Raw genomic sequence first — 17,156 nt, 5'->3', positions numbered from 1 at the left:
GCATCCCAGGGCATAAGCGACTCCATAAACGGGTTCTTATGCCTTAGTTGTAAGTGTCTACCATGTCCCCGAACAAGTGTTCACTATGTCCCCGGACCGTACACCCCGGAGGGGAGAGGGAGAAATGCAGACCTGTGCTGGTCTTACAGACCGCACCAGCCAGTCCCCTCGCCCCTTCGGGGAGAGGGTTAGGGTGAGGGGAGACGTATCACGAATCCTGATGCACCACCTCGCCCTGCGGCGCGGCTGCTTCCCGCCGGCTCAGCAGGGCGTTAAGCAGAATGGCGCCAAAGGTCGCCGTACCAATCCCGCCAATTGTGAATCCGCCAAGCGTCAGGGCGAAATCCCCGGCGCCCAGCACCAGCGTGACGGCCACCATAATCAGGTTGCTGTTCTGACTGAGATCGACGCGATGCTGCACCCAGATGCGTGCTCCCGCCACGGCGATCAGCCCGAAGACCACAATCGATGCTCCGCCGATAACCGGTGACGGAATGGTGTGGATCAGCGCGCCGAATTTCGGTGAGAAGCCAAGCAGTATCGCCATTACTGCCGCCGCCACGAACACCAGCGTCGAGTAGACTTTGGTTACCGCCATCACGCCGATATTTTCGGCATAGGTGGTGACGCCGCTGCCGCCCACGGAACCGGAGAGCAGGGTTGCCAGCCCGTCGCCGACGAACGCACGGCCCATATACGGATCCATACTGCGTCCGGTCATGCCCGCCACGGCCTTGAGATGACCCAGGTTCTCTGCCACCAGGATCACCGCCACGGGGGCGATAAGCATCATCGCCTGGCTGTTGAAGGCGGGTGATGTGATTTGCGGCAGACCGAACCAGGCGGCCTGATGGAGCAATGTGAAGTCGACAGGCTTGCCAAGACCAAAGACATTTGCCAGCAGAGCGTAGAAAAGACAGGCCACAATCAGCCCGACCAATATCAGCAGGCGCTGGACCATACCGCGGGTAAATACCGCCACCAGGCCAATACACAGCACGGTGATCACCGCCATCCAGCTTTCAAACGGCGAGGCGGAGACGCTCCTGACCGCAATCGGCGCGAGATTCAGGCCGATCGCCATCACCACTGCGCCGGTCACGACGGGGGGCATCATGCGTTCGATCCAGCGCGTACCGATCTTCATCACCACCAGACCAATCAGGGTGTACACCAGACCGCAGGCGATGATGCCCCCCAGGGCCACGCTCAGGTTAGGGTTGATCCCCTGGCCGTTAAACCCGGTGGTGGCGATGACCACCCCCACAAAGGCAGCGCTGGAACCCAGATAGCTGGGCACGCGCCCGCCGGTGACAAAAAAGAACAACAGCGTACCGATACCCGACATCAGGATCGAGAGGTTGGGATCCAGCCCCATCAGCATCGGCATCAGCACCGTGGCGCCAAACATGGCAACCGCGTGCTGCACGCCCATCACCAGGGTTTGCCCGAGCGGGAGCCGTTCATCCGGCGCGACCACGCCGGCGTCTGTGGAGGTCGATTTCAACTGCCAGTGGGGAAATCCGAACATGGTCTGTCTCCTTAAAGCGCCTCAGCAGGCGGGTCGCATCAGCGCGTGGTAGCCGCGGTCAAACCACACCAGCCCTTGCGGCGCCGGGTGGCGGATAATCGAAACGATGTCGCAGAACAGAATGTCATGGGTGCCGACGCTCACCACCTGGCTGATGCGGCAGTCAAAGGAGGCCAGCGCATCCTCCAGCCGCGGGCAGCCCGTGTCGCCCCTCTGCCAGCGGGCGGCGGCAAAGCGTTCTTCCATCGGCGTTTTGCCGCCAAACAGATTGGATAACGGCTCCTGCCCGGCGCTCAGGGTATTCACGCACAGGGTGCGGTTTTCGCTAAACGTGGGCCAGACGGACGCGCCGCGGTTCAGGCACACCAGCAGGGTGGGCGGTGAATCCGTGACGCTGCATACCGCGCTGGCGGTGAAGCCTGCTCTCCCCGCCGGGCCGTCAGTGGTGATGATATTGACCGCCGCGCCAACGCAGGCCATAGCGTCGCGAAAGGTCTGTTTATCCGGTGCTGTCATGTTCGCTCCTTACGCCAGCCCGCAGGCATCGTCGAAGTCCAGACGCGGCAGGCGTCCGTAAAGTTTGCCCGGGTCGCCATAGCCAATGTTGATCAGCAGGTTGCTTTTAAGCGTGGTGCCGGTGAAAAAGGCGTCGTCGACTTTTTGTCGGTCAAAGCCCGACATCGGGCCGGTATCCAGCCCCAGGGCGCGGCAGGCGAAAATCAGGTAAGCGGCCTGCATGGAGCTGTTGCGAAACGCCGTCTCTTCCGCAAGGGCGGGGCTGGTGGTAAACCAGCTTCTGGCATCACCGTGCGGGAACAGTTCGGGCAGGCGCTCGTAGAATTCACTGTCCCAGGCCACGATGGCCGTAACCGGCGCCGCGAGCGTTTTCTCCAGGTTGCCGCTGGAGAGCGCCGGGCGCAGCTTCTCTTTTCCCTCTGCGCTTCGCACAAAGACTATCCGCGCCGGAGAGCAGTTGGCAGACGTAGGGCCCCATTTCATCAGGTCGTAGATCTCGCGCAGGACCTGGTCGCTGACCGGCATATCCAGCCAGCCGTTATGGGTGCGCGCGGCGGTAAACAGCGTCTCCAGCGCAGTGGGATTAATGGCTTCGCTCATTACAGCTCCTTATAACGCGGGTTCATGGCTGTGCAGCAGGCTGGCAAGCCCGTTCAGCAGCAGCGTGTTAAAGGTGTCCGGCTCGGTGACGTTGCAGGCATGTCCACCCTGGCGCATCACCACTTTCTGACTGCCGGGGATTGCCGCCTGCAGTTCAGCGGAGCAGACAGAAGGCACCAGCATGTCGTCGCTGGAGCAGATAAGATGTACCGGGCAGCGAATGCGCGCGGCATGGCGGCTGAAGTCGGCTTTCTTCAGGGCGCTGAGCCGGTGCAGCAGGTTGGTTTTTCCCTGGAAATGGGCCAGCGCCAGCGCCTCTTCCGCCTCCAGACGAGGGGCGCGGGCCGCCATCCAGTCTGCCGGGTAGAGAAACAGCGGCTGCGCCTCTACCCATGCCTGCGGGCCGCCGGAATGCAGCAGGCGCTCGCGGATCTGAAAGCAGCGGCGGGTGTGCGCGTTAAGGGTTAACCAGCCGTTCACGCACACCAGCGCGGTGAGGGCGTCGGGATGATCCAGCGCCAGCTGGAGGCCGACCAGCGCCCCGAGCGCATGGCCGACGACGCTGTAGCGGGCAATCCCGGCCTCCGCCAGCGCCCGGGCCAGTTCGTCCGCCATCTGCGCAAGGCTGTACCCTTCCGGCAGAGTATCGGGGTTATTGCCCGTTCCGCGCTGGTCATAACAGACCACCTGGTACTCCTGCTCCAGCGCGGCGAGCTGGGGCAGCCAGTAGCTGCCGCTGCCGCCGAGACCGGCAATCAGGACCACCGCGGGTGCCCCCTCATACGGAGGCGGTGAGACGGAGAGTTTCATGGCCGCCTCACTTCGCGATGTGGGCAACGGTGGCGATCTCAACCAGCGCCTCCGGCTTCACCAGCCCGCACTGAATGCAGAACCGGGCCGGTTTATCGCCGGGGAAGAACTCCGCGTAGATTTCGTTAATCGCGGCGTAGTTTTTCCAGTCGGTGATAAAGATGCTGTTGAAGGTCACATCCTCCATCGTGCCACCCGCTGTTTCGATCACCTTTTTGATGGTTTCCAGCACGTGGCGGGTTTGCGCCTTTGGGTCGTTGATAAACACCACGTTGTTGTCTTTATCAAACGGTAGCGTGCCGGAGACGTACACCACGCCGTCGGCGAGCGTGCCGGGCACAAACGGGGCGATGGGCGTGCTGGTGCCCGGCGGAATAATCACGGATTTCGGCATCGTTTTTCTCCTCAGGCGATACGGGCGAGTGGAGGATTCAGGGCGTCGCAGAACTCCGCGACGTTACTGACCCAGCCAAAAAAGGTTTCGATATTGAACAGGGCCGCTTTCTGGGCGAATTCCGGCCCGGCCTGATGGGTCGCGTCTTCCAGCACCACGCCGAAATATTCCAGGAAGAAGCCGTCGCGGAGGGTGGACTCCACGCAGACGTTGGTGGCGATGCCGGTGAACACCAGATGGCGTATCCCCCGGCTGCGCAGCAGGCTGTCGAGCGGGGTGTTGAAAAAGCCGCTGTAGCGCGGTTTGGGCAGCACAATATCGCCTTCCTGCGGGACCAGTTCATCCACCAGCTGATAATCCCAGCCGCCTTTCGCCAGCAGTTTGCCCTGCAGCTCGGGCCGCTTGCGCATGGTTTTCAGGGCGTTCGATTTGTGAAAGTTCGGTGAACCGGGGCCGCCGGCCTCAACGTACTGGTCGTCCCAGCCGTTCTGGAACCAGACAATGAGCATACCGGTGGCGCGTGCGGCAGCTACGGCGGTTTTGATATTCTCGATCACCGGTTGCGTCGCCGAGACGTCGAACCCCGCCAGGTCCAGATACCCGCCGGGGCTGGCGTAGGCGTTTTGCATATCCACGACAATCAGCGCGCTCTGCTCAGGCGCAAAGGTAATGGCTTCCGGGCGTGCGTTCAGAGTCGTCATTACGCCACCTCCTTCGTGACGGCAGGGATATGGGCGCGGCATTGCATCAGCGGCTGGATGCGCTCGCCGAAGGTTTCCACGCCAGTAAGGAAATCATCGAAGGTGAGCAGGACGCCTTCCGCGCCGGGAACGGCCGCCACTTCGTCAAGCATTCTGGCGACGCTGGCGTACGAGCCGACCAGCGTGCCCATGTTGATGTTGACAGCGGAAGTCGGGTCGGCCATCTGGCGCACGTTGGTATCCGCCCCGGAGCGGGTATCTTTCTGGCTCTGTTCGGTGAGCCAGCTCAGGGCCTCCTCGTCGGCGCCGTCTTTATAGCGCTCCCATTTCGCGCGGGCGGCGTCGTCGGTTTCGTCGGCGATGACCATAAACAGCACATACGAGCCCACGTCGCGCCCGGTTTTGTCGGCGGCCTCTTTCATCCGCGCGGCGGTCGGGGCGAAGGCGGCTGGCGTGTTGACGCCTTTACCGAAGCAGAAGTTGAAGTCGGCATATTTCGCCGAGAATGCCATTCCCGCGTCGCTCTGCCCGGCACAAATCACCTTCATGGGAACCGACGGCTGCGGGCTGACGCGGCAGTCGTTCATGGTGAAGAAATCCCCTTTGAAATCGCTTTTGCCGGTACCCCACAGGTCGCGCAGCACCTGCACGTATTCGGTGAGGTAGTCGTAGCGACGAGAGAAGTAATCGTCACCCGGCCACAGCCCCATCTGCTCGTACTCCGGCTTTTGCCAGCCGGTGACCAGGTTGACGCCAAAGCGCCCGCCGGAGATGGAGTCGATGGTCGAGGCCATGCGCACCACGATGGCCGGAGGCAGGGTGAGCGTGGCGGCGGTCGCGTAAATCTGAATCCGCGAGGTGACCGCGGCCAGCCCGGCCATCAGGGTGAAAGACTCCAGGTTGTGATCCCAGAATTCGGTTTTGCCACCAAAGCCGCGCAGCTTGATCATCGAGAGCGCAAAGTCGAAATGGTAGTGCTCCGCTTTTTGCACGATGGCTTTATTCAGCTCGAAGGTAGGCATGTATTGCGGTGCGGTGGTCGAGATAAGCCAGCCGTTGTTGCCGATCGGTACAAATACGCCAATTTTCATCACGAACCTCTCTTCATCTCAGTGTGGGGTGAAAGTCAGACGTGGCGCTGCATCCTGCATATCCTGTTAAGCCTCGTGAAAAGGGTTCTGCAAAGGGGATGCCAGTTTTTAAAAAGGCTTTGTTATTAATGTGTTAATCAGAGGTTGGTGAATTGAAATCAAATAAAGTGGACTAAATGGTCAAAAGTAATGCACGCAAAGCAGGCAACGGTGCGCGATGACGGTGCAGGGGAGGTGAGGGTAATGCGACAACGATCCTGGTGCGGAACAACCCATCATCAGACAACAAAGATAGTGGTGCTCCATTCGCAAATTTCTTTACTCTTTTCAAATGCTGCATTTCCGTTTGGGAAACACAGGGGCAAATGTGCAAAAGGACACTGACGCGCCTCACCGATGACTATCAAGCTTCCATTATTCAGTGGGGCGCTTCTAAGATAATTATTTAGGACACATATCTCTATAGCTTGTCATTTTCATCCTGGTTGCTGCCCCAGTTGATTTATTTATCTCATATAACTCAAAATAACACATGTTGTCGTCATTCCGGTTCCTGAATTCATATAATTTGTCTTTTTCAGGCCGGATAACAAAGTCTTTAGTACAAAGTCTACCATCGCTAAGATGGTTTGAAGGCCATACGCCTAATAATTTCCCCGCTCGAACATAATATTCTGCGCGGTCAAGAGGGTATACGCCATCTGGCAATTTTGATTTTTTAAAGCCCTTATCGATATATACGGGGCTACTTTCGAAAGTTGTTCTTACGTGAGGGTAGTATCCTTTTGGAGGCATCTTATATGGCTGATTACAATCAAAATCCCCCCACATCATAGTATCGCTGGTAAAACCAACAATTCTCACTTCAGCCCGGTCTCCAGAGGTGACATCCTGCACATGATTAACGACAACCTCGCGTTGTATGCATCCTGTCATTGCAATAGATATGAGGAAGAAGGGGACGGCAGCCAACGTTTTTGTTTTTTTTGACATAAATTAAATCCTTTTTAATCATTATGTGTAACGGCATCACTCTACCAGTCCAATAATATTAACTCCAGCAGAACTGGACGGTGACAGTTGTATGCACAATGTGGTGCAGGGTAAAGAAAAATGAGTAAAAAGGCTGCCGATGAGTCGTGGTGAGTCGGAAATAAAGACTTAAGTTAATTTTTTAAAATTAGGGGGCGCCTCTGGCGCCTCCGGGAAAAGAATTACTGCTTTGAGCGAGGAGTGGAAATTAGTCAATTATTTCCGATGGTTTTTCATTCTCGGGCGACCAATACCCACCGCTGCCATGGTAAGTTTCAGCACCTAATACAAACTTAGTTTCACAGTGCCTACAAACAAAATGGTAATCGACGATATCGCCCCATATCATCTTTTCAGCACACTCTTGAAAGCTGTATTGATTCCAGTCATCCGTTGCATCAATTTCGGCCAGAACCCCTTCGCTGAGCGCATTCTTTGCAATACGGATTGCTTTACGTAATTGTTCAGGTTGGCGGATAACGTATTTAACACATAAATCCAGGCACCGATCGCAACTCATTAAACAGCCTCCATGATGATATGTTGGCGTGGTTTACCACTATAAGCCAATCAAATTATTCACAACTTCTTCTATGGTGAACTTCTGAATTGATGTTAGCAACGCCCGCTTCTGGCACAAAGCGGACCGTCTAAAGGGCCGAGGAACCCGCTATAAAGAACGGTTAGTCGCATTCGCATTGGCCTCTCACAATAGCTTTTCCTTGTCGATTTTGCACAGACTCTGTACCCCAAAATGTCGAGAGAAAGCAGGGCTTTTGCTATGCTATGGCAAACCAATAAGGAGAGCGGGAATGACACAAGGCGCAGTGAAAACACCAGGTAAACGTTCGCAGGCCGTGAGTGCCAAGAAGCAGGCGATCCTCAGCGCGGCGCTGGAGACTTTTTCACAGTTTGGTATTCACGGCACGCGCCTGGAGCAGGTGGCGGAGCAGGCCGGGGTGTCCAAAACCAATCTGCTCTACTATTACCCGTCGAAAGAGGCGCTGTATGTCGCGGTGATGCAGCAGATCCTCGACATCTGGCTGGCGCCGCTGAAAGCGTTCCGCGAAGAGTTAGCCCCGCTGGTGGCAATCAAAGAGTACATTCGCCTGAAGCTGGAGGTCTCGCGCGATTACCCGCAGGCCTCAAGGCTGTTCTGTCTGGAGATGCTGCAGGGCGCACCGCTGCTGCAGGCGGAGCTGACGGGGGATTTAAAACAGCTGGTTGACGACAAGTCGGCCATTATTGCCGGATGGGTGGCCAGCGGAAAGCTGGCACCCGTCGACCCGCATCATCTGATCTTTATGATTTGGGCTTCAACCCAGCATTACGCTGACTTTGCGGCCCAGGTTGAGGCGGTGACCGGAAAAACGCTTCAGGATGAAGCGTTTTTCCACAGCACCCTGGAAAACGTGCAGCGGATGATTATCGAAGGGATCCGCGTGCGTTAGTTCCCCTCACCCTAACCCTCTCCCCAAAGGAGAGAGGGGACTGTTCTGTGCTGTCTTTTCTCCCTCGCCCCTATGGGGAGAGGGTCGGGGGGAGGGGACAGCTTAAGTCGCCCTCTTCACACTGCATCAGCGAGGCCAGAAACGCTTCACGCTCCGCGGTTTTCTCCGCCAGGCACTGATTAACAATCATCGGCTGAATGCTGCCGCCTTCCGTACCCGAACCGATAAACGTACAGTCCGCATCGCGCAGGGCAATCCAGGCCTGCTGCGCTTTTTTCAGCAGGTCGCGCTGAGGGGCTGCCGCGCGCTTGATGGCCGCCTGATACGTCTGGTTGAGCTTTTTATCGGCAGCCTGATACTGCTGCGCGCTACAGGTATTCAGTTCAAGCTGGGTGGTCGCTTTGTCGCACTCGTCGGCCAGCGCGCTGGCGCTCAGCAGCAGTGCTGCACCTGCGATAAGAAATCGTTTCATACACTCCCCAATTAAATAAGGCTCCGTCTCCGGAGCCTTATTAGCACAGCGTTAGCCGATTGTCATCAGGCTGGCGTTACCGCCTGCCGCCGCGGTATTGACGCTAAGCGAACGTTCCACATACAGACGCTCCAGCAGCAGGTTGGTTTCCCCGCGCGCGAAGCCCTGCACCGAAACAATCGCCCCGCTGCGGGCCGCCACCTGCTCGCACAGTTCGCGCAGCTGGTCAGAATCACCGTGATAAATCACTGCGTCAAACGGCTGCGTCAGCAGCGCATCGGCCTTCGCGAAGTGAATGCGCGACGAGACCGCTTTCGGCAGCTGTTTTGCCAGGTCGCGGTGCAGCGCATCTTCCGGCCACAGCACTTCACAACCGGTTGCCATCGCTGCGGCCAACTGCACCAGCGCGTCCTGCTCGTTATCCGCCACGCACAGCACGCGCTCGCGCGGCATCAGCGTCCAGGTGTTGCGCTCGCCGGTTGGCCCTGGCAGCAGACGCTGCGTACCGGCCTGTGCCAGCTCGCCGTACTGCTGTGCGAGGGCACGCAGTTCAGGACGTTTTTCCGCCCATGTGATGAGGGCTTCCAGCGGCTGCGTCAGCACGGTTTTCAGCTGCGCGTCTACCGGATAGTCCGCGTCCTGACGCGCCAGCGTTACGCCCAGCGCGTTCTCCGGACGGTTCGCCAGCAGACGGTACAGGTAGAGCGGGCCGCCCGCTTTCGGACCGGTGCCGGAGAGGCCTTCGCCGCCGAACGGCTGCACGCCCACGACCGCGCCGACCATGTTGCGGTTAACATACAGGTTACCCACTTTGGCGTTACCGGTGACCTGCGCGATGGTCTCGTCGATACGGGTATGCACCCCGAGCGTCAGGCCATAGCCGGAGGCGTTGATCTGCTCAATCAGCGCGTTGAGGTTATTGCGGTTGTAGCGCACTACGTGCAGTACCGGACCGAAGACCTCTTTTTTCAGCTCGTCGAAGCTTGCCAGCTCAATCAGCGTTGGCGGCACAAAGGTGCCGGTACGCCATTCGCGGGCATCTTCACTGGTTTCACGCACGGCCTGGAACACCGGACGGCCTTTCGCGCGCATCGCCTGAATATGGTTTTCGATATTGGCTTTCGCTTCCGCGTCGATCACCGGCCCGATGTCGGTGGTGAGACGGCCCGGGTTGCCCATGCGGCATTCGGCCATCGCGCCGCGCAGCATCTTCAGCGTGTGGTCGGCCACGTCATCCTGCAGGCACAGCACGCGCAGGGCGGAGCAGCGCTGACCAGCGCTGTCAAAGGCGGAGGCCAGCACGTCAACCACCACCTGCTCGGTGAGCGCGGAGGAGTCGACGATCATGGCGTTCATCCCGCCGGTTTCGGCGATGAGCGGAGTCGGACGACCCTGCGCATCCAGACGGGTGGCAATATTGCGCTGCAGCAGGGAGGCCACTTCGGTTGAACCGGTGAACATCACGCCGCGCACGCGGTTATCGGCGGTCAGTCTGGCGCCTACCGTTTCACCACGTCCTGGCAGCAACTGAACCACGCCCGCCGGCACGCCGGCTTCCAGCAGGATGTTGATACCCTGCGCGGCAATCAGCGGGGTTTGCTCTGCCGGTTTGGCCAGCACGCTGTTGCCTGCGGCCAGGGCGGCGGCAATCTGGCCGGTGAAGATTGCCAGCGGGAAGTTCCACGGGCTGATACAGACGACTGGACCCAGCGGACGGTGGGTTTCGTTATCGAAATCATCGCGCACCTGGCCTGCGTAATAATGCAGGAAGTCGACCGCCTCGCGCACTTCGGCAATGGCGTTGCTGAAGGTTTTCCCCGCTTCGCGCACCAGAATGCCGATAAGCTGTTGCATCTGATCTTCCATCAGCACCGCCGCGCGTTCCAGAATGGCGGCGCGCTCCTGCGGCGGGGTGGCGAACCAGATAGGGGCGTTGTTCACCGCGCTCTCCAGCGCCTGCTCCACTTCCGCGTCGGTGGCTTCACGCACGTAGCCGACGATATCTTTTGGCTCCGCCGGGTTGATCACCGGCTGCATTTCACCGTCAACAACCGGCTGCTCCAGCATCGGTTTGGCCTGCCATTTCTGCAGCGCGCTGTTGAGCAGGGCAGAGGAGAGGGAGGCCAGTCGGTGTTCGTTGGCGAGATCCAGACCCGCCGAGTTAACGCGGCCTTTGCCGTACAGCTCGCGCGGCAGGGCAATCTTCGGATGCGGCAGGCCAATCTGACCTTCCTGAGCCGCCATCTTCTCAACAGCCAGTACCGGATCGGCCACCAGCTCGTCCAGCGGCAGCGTGGTGTCGGCGATACGGTTTACGAAGGAGGTGTTCGCACCGTTTTCCAGCAGACGACGCACCAGGTACGCCAGCAGGGTTTCGTGGGTGCCCACCGGGGCGTAAATACGGCATGGGCGGTTGAGCTTGCCGTCCGCCACTTTCCCGGTCACCTGTTCGTACAGCGGTTCACCCATGCCGTGCAGGCACTGGAACTCGTACTGGCCCGGATAGTAGTTCTGCCCGGCCAGGCTGTAAATCGCCGCCAGGGTGTGGGCGTTGTGGGTGGCGAACTGCGGATAGATCAGGTTCGGCACGCCAAGCAGCTTTTTCGCACAGGCGAGGTAAGAGACATCGGTGTAGACCTTGCGGGTATACACCGGATAGCCTTCCAGCCCTTCCATCTGCGCGCGTTTGATTTCGCTGTCCCAGTAGGCGCCTTTCACCAGACGGATCATCAGGCGGCGACGGCTGCGGCTGGCGAGGTCAATCAGGTAATCAATGACGAACGGGCAGCGCTTCTGGTAGGCCTGGATAACGAAACCAATGCCGTTCCAGCCCGCCAGCTCCGGCTCGAAGCACAGTTTTTCCAGCAGATCGAGGGAGATCTCCAGACGGTCGGCCTCTTCGGCGTCGATGTTGATCCCGATATCATACTGGCGCGCCAGCAGGGTCAGGGACTTCAGGCGCGGATAGAGCTCTTCCATTACCCGGTCGTACTGCGCGCGGCTGTAGCGCGGGTGCAGGGCGGAGAGCTTAATTGAGATGCCCGGGCCTTCATAAATACCACGGCCGTTAGAGGCCTTGCCGATGGCGTGGATTGCCTGCTGATACGAAACCATGTAGGCCTGCGCGTCGGCGGCGGTCAGGGCGGCTTCGCCCAGCATGTCATAGGAGTAACGGAAACCTTTATCTTCCAGTTTGCGGGCATTCGCCAGCGCTTCGGCAATGGTTTCGCCGGTCACAAACTGCTCGCCCATCAGGCGCATCGCCATGTCCACGCCTTTGCGGATCAGCGGCTCGCCGCTCTTACCGATAATGCGGTTCAGGGAGCGGGAGAGGTTGGCTTCGTTATGGGTCGAGACCAGTTTACCGGTAAACAGCAGGCCCCAGGTCGCGGCGTTAACGAACAGCGACGGGCTGCGGCCAATGTGCGAATGCCAGTTACCGTTGCTGATCTTGTCGCGGATCAGCGCGTCGCGGGTGGCTTTATCCGGAATACGCAACAGCGCTTCCGCCAGACACATCAGCGCCACACCTTCCTGTGAAGAGAGGGAGAACTCCTGCAGCAGACCCTGTACCATCCCGGCGCGGCCGGTGGCGGTTTTCTGGTTACGCAGTTTGTCTGCCAGCTGATACGCCAGGCTGTGCGCCCGGGCGGCAATCTCCTCCGGCAGACGGGCCTGCTCCAGCAGCATTGGTACCGCGTCGGTTTCGGCGCGACGGTATGCGGCGGTAATGGCGGCGCGGCTGACGGACTGCGGCAGGATCTGCTCGGCGAATTCGAGGAACGGCTGGTGAGTTTCGTCGCCCGTGACCGGTGCTTCCTCGCTTTCATTGGCGGCACCGGCGAGCAGGGCAGGCAGCTCCGGCAGGCCCTCGTCGCTCTCGAGTCTTTCGAGGTAGTTAAAAATCGCCTGCTTAATTAACCAGTGCGGCGTGCGGTCAATGCGGGTTGCTGCGGTCTTAATCCGTTCGCGGGTAGCGTCATCCAGCTTAACCCCCATGGTGGTCATACCCATGCCAAAGCTCCTGTTGTTCTTTCATCGTGTTTGGTCGTTAGCGTGAAATATCCACCATGTTGCAACTTTGTGCAACCGTGTTAAATGTGACCTGGTCTGCAACCCAGAAAATGAATGGATTGTTAATGAATGGTTAGCTGAAAAAACGCACCAGACCCGTGACGGGAAGCCTGGTTTTATGCGGGAGTTAACACTTTTCAAAGGTGCAACCCATAAAAGCGTGAGCGAGTGCAACCTATAGGAAACTCGTATCAAACCGGGGATGAAATTGATGTAAATGCAGTGTTAAATCGTTTGTCAGCGGGAGGCGCATACGGCAGGATAGCGCGCCCAACCGAAACACAAGATACCATCACCTCGTTCCGGTGATCATATAACAAGGCAACCTGGATGGTTGTCGCTCGACACTTTTGGAGAATTTGAATGGCAATTAGCACACCGATGCTGGTGACATTTCTCGTTTATATTTTTGGCATGATCCTGATAGGGTTTTTGGCATGGCGTTCAACGAAAAACTTTGACGACTACATTCTGGGCGGACGCAGTTTAGGCCCGATGGTGACCGCACTCTCGGCGGGTGCATCGGACATGAGCGGCTGGCTGCTGATGGGTCTGCCGGGGGCGATTTTCATCTCCGGTATCTCCGAAAGCTGGATCGCCATCGGTCTGACCGTGGGCGCATGGATCAACTGGAAGCTGGTGGCAGGCCGTCTGCGCGTGCATACCGAAGCCAACAATAACGCCCTGACGCTGCCGGATTACTTCACCGGACGCTTTGAAGATAACAGCCGCATCCTGCGCATTATCTCTGCTGTCGTTATTCTGCTGTTCTTTACCATCTATTGTGCCTCCGGCATTGTGGCCGGTGCGCGCCTCTTCGAAAGCACCTTCGGCATGAGCTACGAAACCGCCCTGTGGGCCGGTGCTGCCGCCACTATCCTGTACACCTTCGTGGGCGGCTTCCTCGCCGTTAGCTGGACTGACACCGTGCAGGCGAGTCTGATGATTTTCGCGCTGATCCTGACCCCGGTGATTGTGATTTTCACCGTCGGCGGCTTTGGTGAATCGCTGGAAGTGATCAAGCAGAAGAGCATTGAAAACGTCGATATGCTTAAAGGGCTGAACTTTGTCGCCATCGTGTCGCTGATGGGCTGGGGTCTGGGCTACTTCGGTCAGCCACACATTCTGGCGCGCTTTATGGCCGCGGACTCTCACCACACCATCGTTCATGCCCGTCGTATCAGTATGACGTGGATGATCCTCTGCCTGGCCGGGGCGTGTGCGGTAGGCTTCTTCGGTATCGCGTACTTCAGCAATAACCCGGCGCAGGCGGGTGCGGTGAACCAGAACGCCGAGCGCGTGTTTATCGAGCTGGCGCAGATTCTGTTTAACCCGTGGATTGCCGGTATTCTGCTCTCCGCCATTCTCGCGGCGGTGATGTCCACCCTGAGCTGTCAGCTGCTGGTCTGCTCCAGTGCCATCACCGAAGACCTCTACAAAGCCTTCCTGCGTAAAGGCGCGAGCCAGAAAGAGCTGGTGTGGGTAGGGCGCTTTATGGTGCTGCTGGTGGCGCTGGTGGCGATTGCGCTGGCGGCCAACCCGGAAAACCGCGTGCTGGGCCTCGTGAGCTACGCGTGGGCAGGCTTCGGTGCGGCGTTTGGTCCGGTGGTGCTGTTCTCCGTTATGTGGTCACGCATGACCCGTAACGGCGCGCTGGCGGGGATGATTATCGGTGCGGTCACCGTTATCGTCTGGAAACAGTTCGCGTGGCTGGGGCTGTACGAAATCATCCCGGGCTTCATCTTCGGCAGTATCGGTATCGTGGTCTTCAGCCTGCTGGGTAAAGCACCGTCTGCCTCCATGCAGAAACGTTTTGCCGAAGCAGACGCGCACTACCACTCTGCACCGCCGTCTAAGCTGCAGCCTGAATAATCCTCCCCCTCACCTTAACCCTCTCCCCAACGGGGAGAGGGAATAAACCTCTCTTGCTAAATTCTGCAATTTACGTTGATATCGCTGTGCTTATAACAATGAGGATAGCGACACATGACAATCAAAACAGGGTTAATGGCAGGGGCATTATTGCTGCTGGCAGGCTGCACCGTACCGTCGCAGCACGCTACGGTTGAAACCTGCAAAGCGGATAACCAGATGCAGCAAACCACGCTCTATTTTGGACTGAATCGTCCGGCCGGGGCGCAGATCACCAGCAACGAATGGCAGCAGTTTGTCGACCAGGACGTGACGCCGCGTTTTCGCGATGGCTTAACGGTGTTTGACGCGCGGGGGCAGTGGCTGGGGAACGACGGGAAAGTGGCGCGTGAACCGAGCAAGGCGCTGATGCTGATCCACGGTAACGATGCGCAGAGCGAGAAGAACATCGAAGCGTTACGCGGGATATATAAGTCCCGCTTTGCGCAGGAGTCGGTGATGCGTGTCGACCAGCCGGTGTGCGTACAGTTTTAATGAAAAACGGCGGGATAACCCGCCGTTGTTGTATCGTAGGCCGGGATCGCTGCGCGTCACCCGGCAAAAAATTACAACACCAACCCCGCAAAGCTCGCCGACAGCAAACTCACCAGCGTCGCGCCGTAGACCAGACGCAGACCGAAACGCGATACGACGTTCCCCTGCTGCTCGTTCAGGCCCTTGATCGCGCCCGCCACGATGCCGATGGAGGCAAAGTTCGCAAACGACACCAGGAAGACGGATAAAATTCCCAGCCCGCGCGGGGACATCTGATGCGCAATTTTTTGCAGCTCAATCATCGCCACAAATTCATTCGCCACCAGCTTAGTTGCCATAATACTGCCCGCGTTTAAGGCGTCACTGAGCGGAATCCCCACCAGCCACGCCAGGGGATAAAATACATACCCCAGGATCTGCTGGAAGCTCATGCCAAATACGCTGGAGAAGAGGGCGTTAACGGCGCTAATAAGGGCGATAAAGCCGATCAGCATAGCCAGAATAATCATCGCCACTTTAAAACCGGCCAGAATATATTCGCCGAGCATCTCGAAGAAACTCTGGGATTCATGCAGTTTTTCGAGCTTAACCTCCGCCTCCGCTTCCGGGCGCGCCGGGTTGATGACCGAGAGAATAATAAAGGTGCTGAACATGTTGAGAATCAGTGCCGCGACGACATATTTGGCATCGAGCATGGTCATATAGGCGCCGACAATCGACAGGGAGACCGTCGACATGGCCGTGGCCGCCATGGTGAACAGACGACGAGAAGAGAGATCGCCCAGCACGCCTTTGTAGGCAATGAAGTTTTCAGACTGACCGAGGATCAGCGAACTCACCGCGTTAAAGGATTCCAGCTTGCCCATACCGTTCAGTTTGGACAGCAGCGTGCCAATCACCCGAATAAAAATCGGCAGAATGCGCCAGTGCTGAAGAATACCAATCAGCGCGGAAATAAAAATAATCGGGCAAAGCACGCCGAGGAAAATGAACGCCAGCCCTTTTTCCCCCATTCCGCCAAAGACGAAATTGGTGCCTTCGCTGGCAAATTTGAGCAGTGACTCAAAAAATCCTGAGACGTATTTAATCAGGAATAACCCGCTTTCGGCATGCAGGAAAAAGAACGCCAGCGCAATTTCAATAACAATCAGCTGTAAAACAAAACGAAGGCGAATTTTTCGGCGGTCAAAACTCGTAAGCCAGGCCAGCGCAAGAATAATCACCAGCGCCAGCAGGAAATGGACAATTTTAAACATGGTTTATTTTCAGTTAGGTTGCGAGGCGGATATTTAGCCACAGCCCTGAATCAGCGTAAATGGGCATTTTCGTTATAACTTATAAACCTGAACGTTACGTACGTCATTATTATCAGGCTTTGCGTTTACAACTCGTCATCAAAACAGCGTACATTTCGCTTGTGTTTCTTTTCGCGGTAATGATAATCACTATCACAAGAATTTACCTTTCTTTGCATCAGTTGACCGCGATAAACATTTAAGGTGTCGGCATGTTTGTTCCATTTCTCATTATGTTACGTGAAGGGCTCGAAGCTGCCCTCATCGTTAGCCTCATCGCCAGTTATCTGAAGCGAACCCAGCGTGGGCGCTGGATTGGCGTGATGTGGGTCGGGGTTTTCCTTGCCGCGGCGCTCTGTCTGGGTCTGGGTATCCTTATTAACGAAACCACCGGGGAGTTCCCGCAGAAAGAGCAGGAGCTGTTTGAAGGTATCGTCGCTGTGATTGCGGTGGTGATCCTCACCTGGATGGTGTTCTGGATGCGTAAAGTCTCGCGTAACGTGAAGGTGCAGCTGGAACAGGCGGTGGATAACGCGCTGCAAAAGGGCAATAACCACGGCTGGGCGCTGATCATGATGGTCTTTTTCGCCGTCGCGCGTGAAGGGCTGGAGTCGGTTTTCTTCCTGCTGGCGGCATTCCAGCAGGATGTGGGGATCTGGCCACCGGTAGGCGCCTTGCTGGGGCTTGCCACCGCCGTGGTGCTCGGTTTCCTGCTCTACTGGGGCGGTATTCGCCTTAACCTGGGCGCTTTCTTCAAGTGGACCAGCCTGTTTATTCTGCTGG

Annotated in this window: 16 protein-coding genes; 4 read left to right on the top strand and 12 right to left on the bottom strand. The window is 57.7% G+C overall.

The genetic code is table 11. The annotated features are described in order from the left end of the window. Positions 1-208 precede the first annotated feature (208 nt). The 9 genes from rutG to GM298_RS22920 all read right to left on the bottom strand — a co-directional run bounded on the left by rutG (position 209) and on the right by GM298_RS22920 (position 7,195). Positions 209-1,531 (bottom strand): pyrimidine utilization transport protein G, encoded by a 1,323-nt coding sequence (gene rutG, locus GM298_RS22960; protein ID WP_088244156.1) that lies wholly within the window; start codon positions 1,529-1,531, stop codon positions 209-211. A 21-nt stretch (positions 1,532-1,552) separates the two neighbouring features. Continuing rightward, complete coding sequence (gene rutF / locus GM298_RS22955) at positions 1,553-2,047, bottom strand: NADH-dependent FMN reductase RutF (protein WP_025755883.1); 495 nt, start codon at positions 2,045-2,047, stop codon at positions 1,553-1,555. 9 nt (positions 2,048-2,056) lie between these two features. After that, on the bottom strand, positions 2,057-2,647 hold the full coding sequence (locus tag GM298_RS22950; RefSeq protein ID WP_045284632.1) for a malonic semialdehyde reductase: 591 nt from the start codon (positions 2,645-2,647) through the stop codon (positions 2,057-2,059). A 9-nt stretch (positions 2,648-2,656) separates the two neighbouring features. After that, complete coding sequence (gene rutD, locus GM298_RS22945) at positions 2,657-3,457, bottom strand: pyrimidine utilization protein D (protein ID WP_047958240.1); 801 nt, start codon at positions 3,455-3,457, stop codon at positions 2,657-2,659. Between the two features lie 7 nt (positions 3,458-3,464). After that, the gene (gene rutC / locus GM298_RS22940; RefSeq protein ID WP_025755881.1) at positions 3,465-3,851 is read right to left on the bottom strand and encodes a pyrimidine utilization protein C; all 387 of its coding nucleotides are present in this window, start codon (positions 3,849-3,851) and stop codon (positions 3,465-3,467) included. 11 nt (positions 3,852-3,862) lie between these two features. Further along, positions 3,863-4,552: a pyrimidine utilization protein B gene (gene rutB, locus GM298_RS22935; protein ID WP_266155386.1), complete on the bottom strand. Its 690-nt coding sequence runs from the start codon at positions 4,550-4,552 to the stop codon at positions 3,863-3,865. Beyond that, positions 4,552-5,643, bottom strand: coding sequence for a pyrimidine utilization protein A (rutA, locus tag GM298_RS22930; RefSeq protein WP_266155385.1), 1,092 nt, complete (start codon positions 5,641-5,643; stop codon positions 4,552-4,554). The genes rutB and rutA overlap by 1 nt, the downstream gene beginning before the upstream one ends. A gap of 441 nt (positions 5,644-6,084) precedes the next feature. Continuing rightward, positions 6,085-6,636 carry a hypothetical protein gene (locus tag GM298_RS22925; protein ID WP_266155383.1) on the bottom strand — a complete coding sequence of 184 codons (552 nt, stop codon included), beginning with the start codon at positions 6,634-6,636 and terminating at the stop codon, positions 6,085-6,087. A gap of 247 nt (positions 6,637-6,883) precedes the next feature. Beyond that, positions 6,884-7,195: a hypothetical protein gene (locus tag GM298_RS22920; protein ID WP_095449517.1), complete on the bottom strand. Its 312-nt coding sequence runs from the start codon at positions 7,193-7,195 to the stop codon at positions 6,884-6,886. Between the two features lie 292 nt (positions 7,196-7,487). On the opposite strand from GM298_RS22920, the gene rutR reads away from it, so the two are divergent. Continuing rightward, a complete protein-coding gene (gene rutR, locus GM298_RS22915) occupies positions 7,488-8,126 on the top strand; it encodes an HTH-type transcriptional regulator RutR (RefSeq protein ID WP_025755874.1) in 639 nt (212 codons plus the stop codon). Between the two features lie 70 nt (positions 8,127-8,196). On the opposite strand, the gene GM298_RS22910 is transcribed toward rutR, so the two are convergent. Together GM298_RS22910 and putA are read right to left on the bottom strand one after the other, a co-directional pair. After that, positions 8,197-8,598 carry a lysozyme inhibitor LprI family protein gene (locus GM298_RS22910; protein WP_266155382.1) on the bottom strand — a complete coding sequence of 134 codons (402 nt, stop codon included), beginning with the start codon at positions 8,596-8,598 and terminating at the stop codon, positions 8,197-8,199. A 51-nt stretch (positions 8,599-8,649) separates the two neighbouring features. Then, positions 8,650-12,612, bottom strand: a complete 3,963-nt coding sequence (gene putA / locus GM298_RS22905) for a trifunctional transcriptional regulator/proline dehydrogenase/L-glutamate gamma-semialdehyde dehydrogenase (RefSeq protein WP_262783522.1) — start codon at positions 12,610-12,612, stop codon at positions 8,650-8,652. Positions 12,613-13,035: 423 nt separating this feature from the next. Between putA and putP the strand changes: the two genes are divergently transcribed. After that, positions 13,036-14,544 (top strand): sodium/proline symporter PutP, encoded by a 1,509-nt coding sequence (putP, locus tag GM298_RS22900; RefSeq protein WP_045284624.1) that lies wholly within the window; start codon positions 13,036-13,038, stop codon positions 14,542-14,544. Between the two features lie 114 nt (positions 14,545-14,658). Next, entirely contained in the window at positions 14,659-15,078 is a 420-nt protein-coding gene (locus GM298_RS22895) for a DUF3574 domain-containing protein (protein ID WP_025755870.1), read from the top strand. 71 nt (positions 15,079-15,149) lie between these two features. Here GM298_RS22895 and GM298_RS22890 read toward each other — a convergent pair whose 3' ends face one another. Continuing rightward, the gene (locus GM298_RS22890) at positions 15,150-16,334 is read right to left on the bottom strand and encodes a NupC/NupG family nucleoside CNT transporter (RefSeq protein WP_095441001.1); all 1,185 of its coding nucleotides are present in this window, start codon (positions 16,332-16,334) and stop codon (positions 15,150-15,152) included. A gap of 251 nt (positions 16,335-16,585) precedes the next feature. Between GM298_RS22890 and GM298_RS22885 the strand changes: the two genes are divergently transcribed. Beyond that, the coding region (locus GM298_RS22885) for an FTR1 family protein (protein WP_266155381.1) at positions 16,586-17,156 on the top strand (571 nt) is incomplete at its 3' end.

The organism is Enterobacter sp. HSTU-ASh6, assembly GCF_026319105.1.
Classification (GTDB): domain Bacteria; phylum Pseudomonadota; class Gammaproteobacteria; order Enterobacterales; family Enterobacteriaceae; genus Enterobacter; species Enterobacter sichuanensis.
Note: the sequence above shows the minus strand (reverse complement) of the source record. Positions and strands in the feature narration are given on the sequence as shown.

What these genes read in the sequence shown, in the direction of transcription:
- rutG (WP_088244156.1), bottom strand. Translation starts at nt 1,531, where the DNA reads ATGTTCGGATTTCCCCACTGGCAGTTGAAATCGACCTCCACAGACGCC.
- rutF (WP_025755883.1), bottom strand. Translation starts at nt 2,047, where the DNA reads ATGACAGCACCGGATAAACAGACCTTTCGCGACGCTATGGCCTGCGTT.
- GM298_RS22950 (WP_045284632.1), bottom strand. Translation starts at nt 2,647, where the DNA reads ATGAGCGAAGCCATTAATCCCACTGCGCTGGAGACGCTGTTTACCGCC.
- rutD (WP_047958240.1), bottom strand. Translation starts at nt 3,457, where the DNA reads ATGAAACTCTCCGTCTCACCGCCTCCGTATGAGGGGGCACCCGCGGTG.
- rutC (WP_025755881.1), bottom strand. Translation starts at nt 3,851, where the DNA reads ATGCCGAAATCCGTGATTATTCCGCCGGGCACCAGCACGCCCATCGCC.
- rutB (WP_266155386.1), bottom strand. Translation starts at nt 4,552, where the DNA reads ATGACGACTCTGAACGCACGCCCGGAAGCCATTACCTTTGCGCCTGAG.
- rutA (WP_266155385.1), bottom strand. Translation starts at nt 5,643, where the DNA reads ATGAAAATTGGCGTATTTGTACCGATCGGCAACAACGGCTGGCTTATC.
- GM298_RS22925 (WP_266155383.1), bottom strand. Translation starts at nt 6,636, where the DNA reads ATGTCAAAAAAAACAAAAACGTTGGCTGCCGTCCCCTTCTTCCTCATA.
- GM298_RS22920 (WP_095449517.1), bottom strand. Translation starts at nt 7,195, where the DNA reads ATGAGTTGCGATCGGTGCCTGGATTTATGTGTTAAATACGTTATCCGC.
- rutR (WP_025755874.1), top strand. Translation starts at nt 7,488, where the DNA reads ATGACACAAGGCGCAGTGAAAACACCAGGTAAACGTTCGCAGGCCGTG.
- GM298_RS22910 (WP_266155382.1), bottom strand. Translation starts at nt 8,598, where the DNA reads ATGAAACGATTTCTTATCGCAGGTGCAGCACTGCTGCTGAGCGCCAGC.
- putA (WP_262783522.1), bottom strand. Translation starts at nt 12,612, where the DNA reads ATGGGTATGACCACCATGGGGGTTAAGCTGGATGACGCTACCCGCGAA.
- putP (WP_045284624.1), top strand. Translation starts at nt 13,036, where the DNA reads ATGGCAATTAGCACACCGATGCTGGTGACATTTCTCGTTTATATTTTT.
- GM298_RS22895 (WP_025755870.1), top strand. Translation starts at nt 14,659, where the DNA reads ATGACAATCAAAACAGGGTTAATGGCAGGGGCATTATTGCTGCTGGCA.
- GM298_RS22890 (WP_095441001.1), bottom strand. Translation starts at nt 16,334, where the DNA reads ATGTTTAAAATTGTCCATTTCCTGCTGGCGCTGGTGATTATTCTTGCG.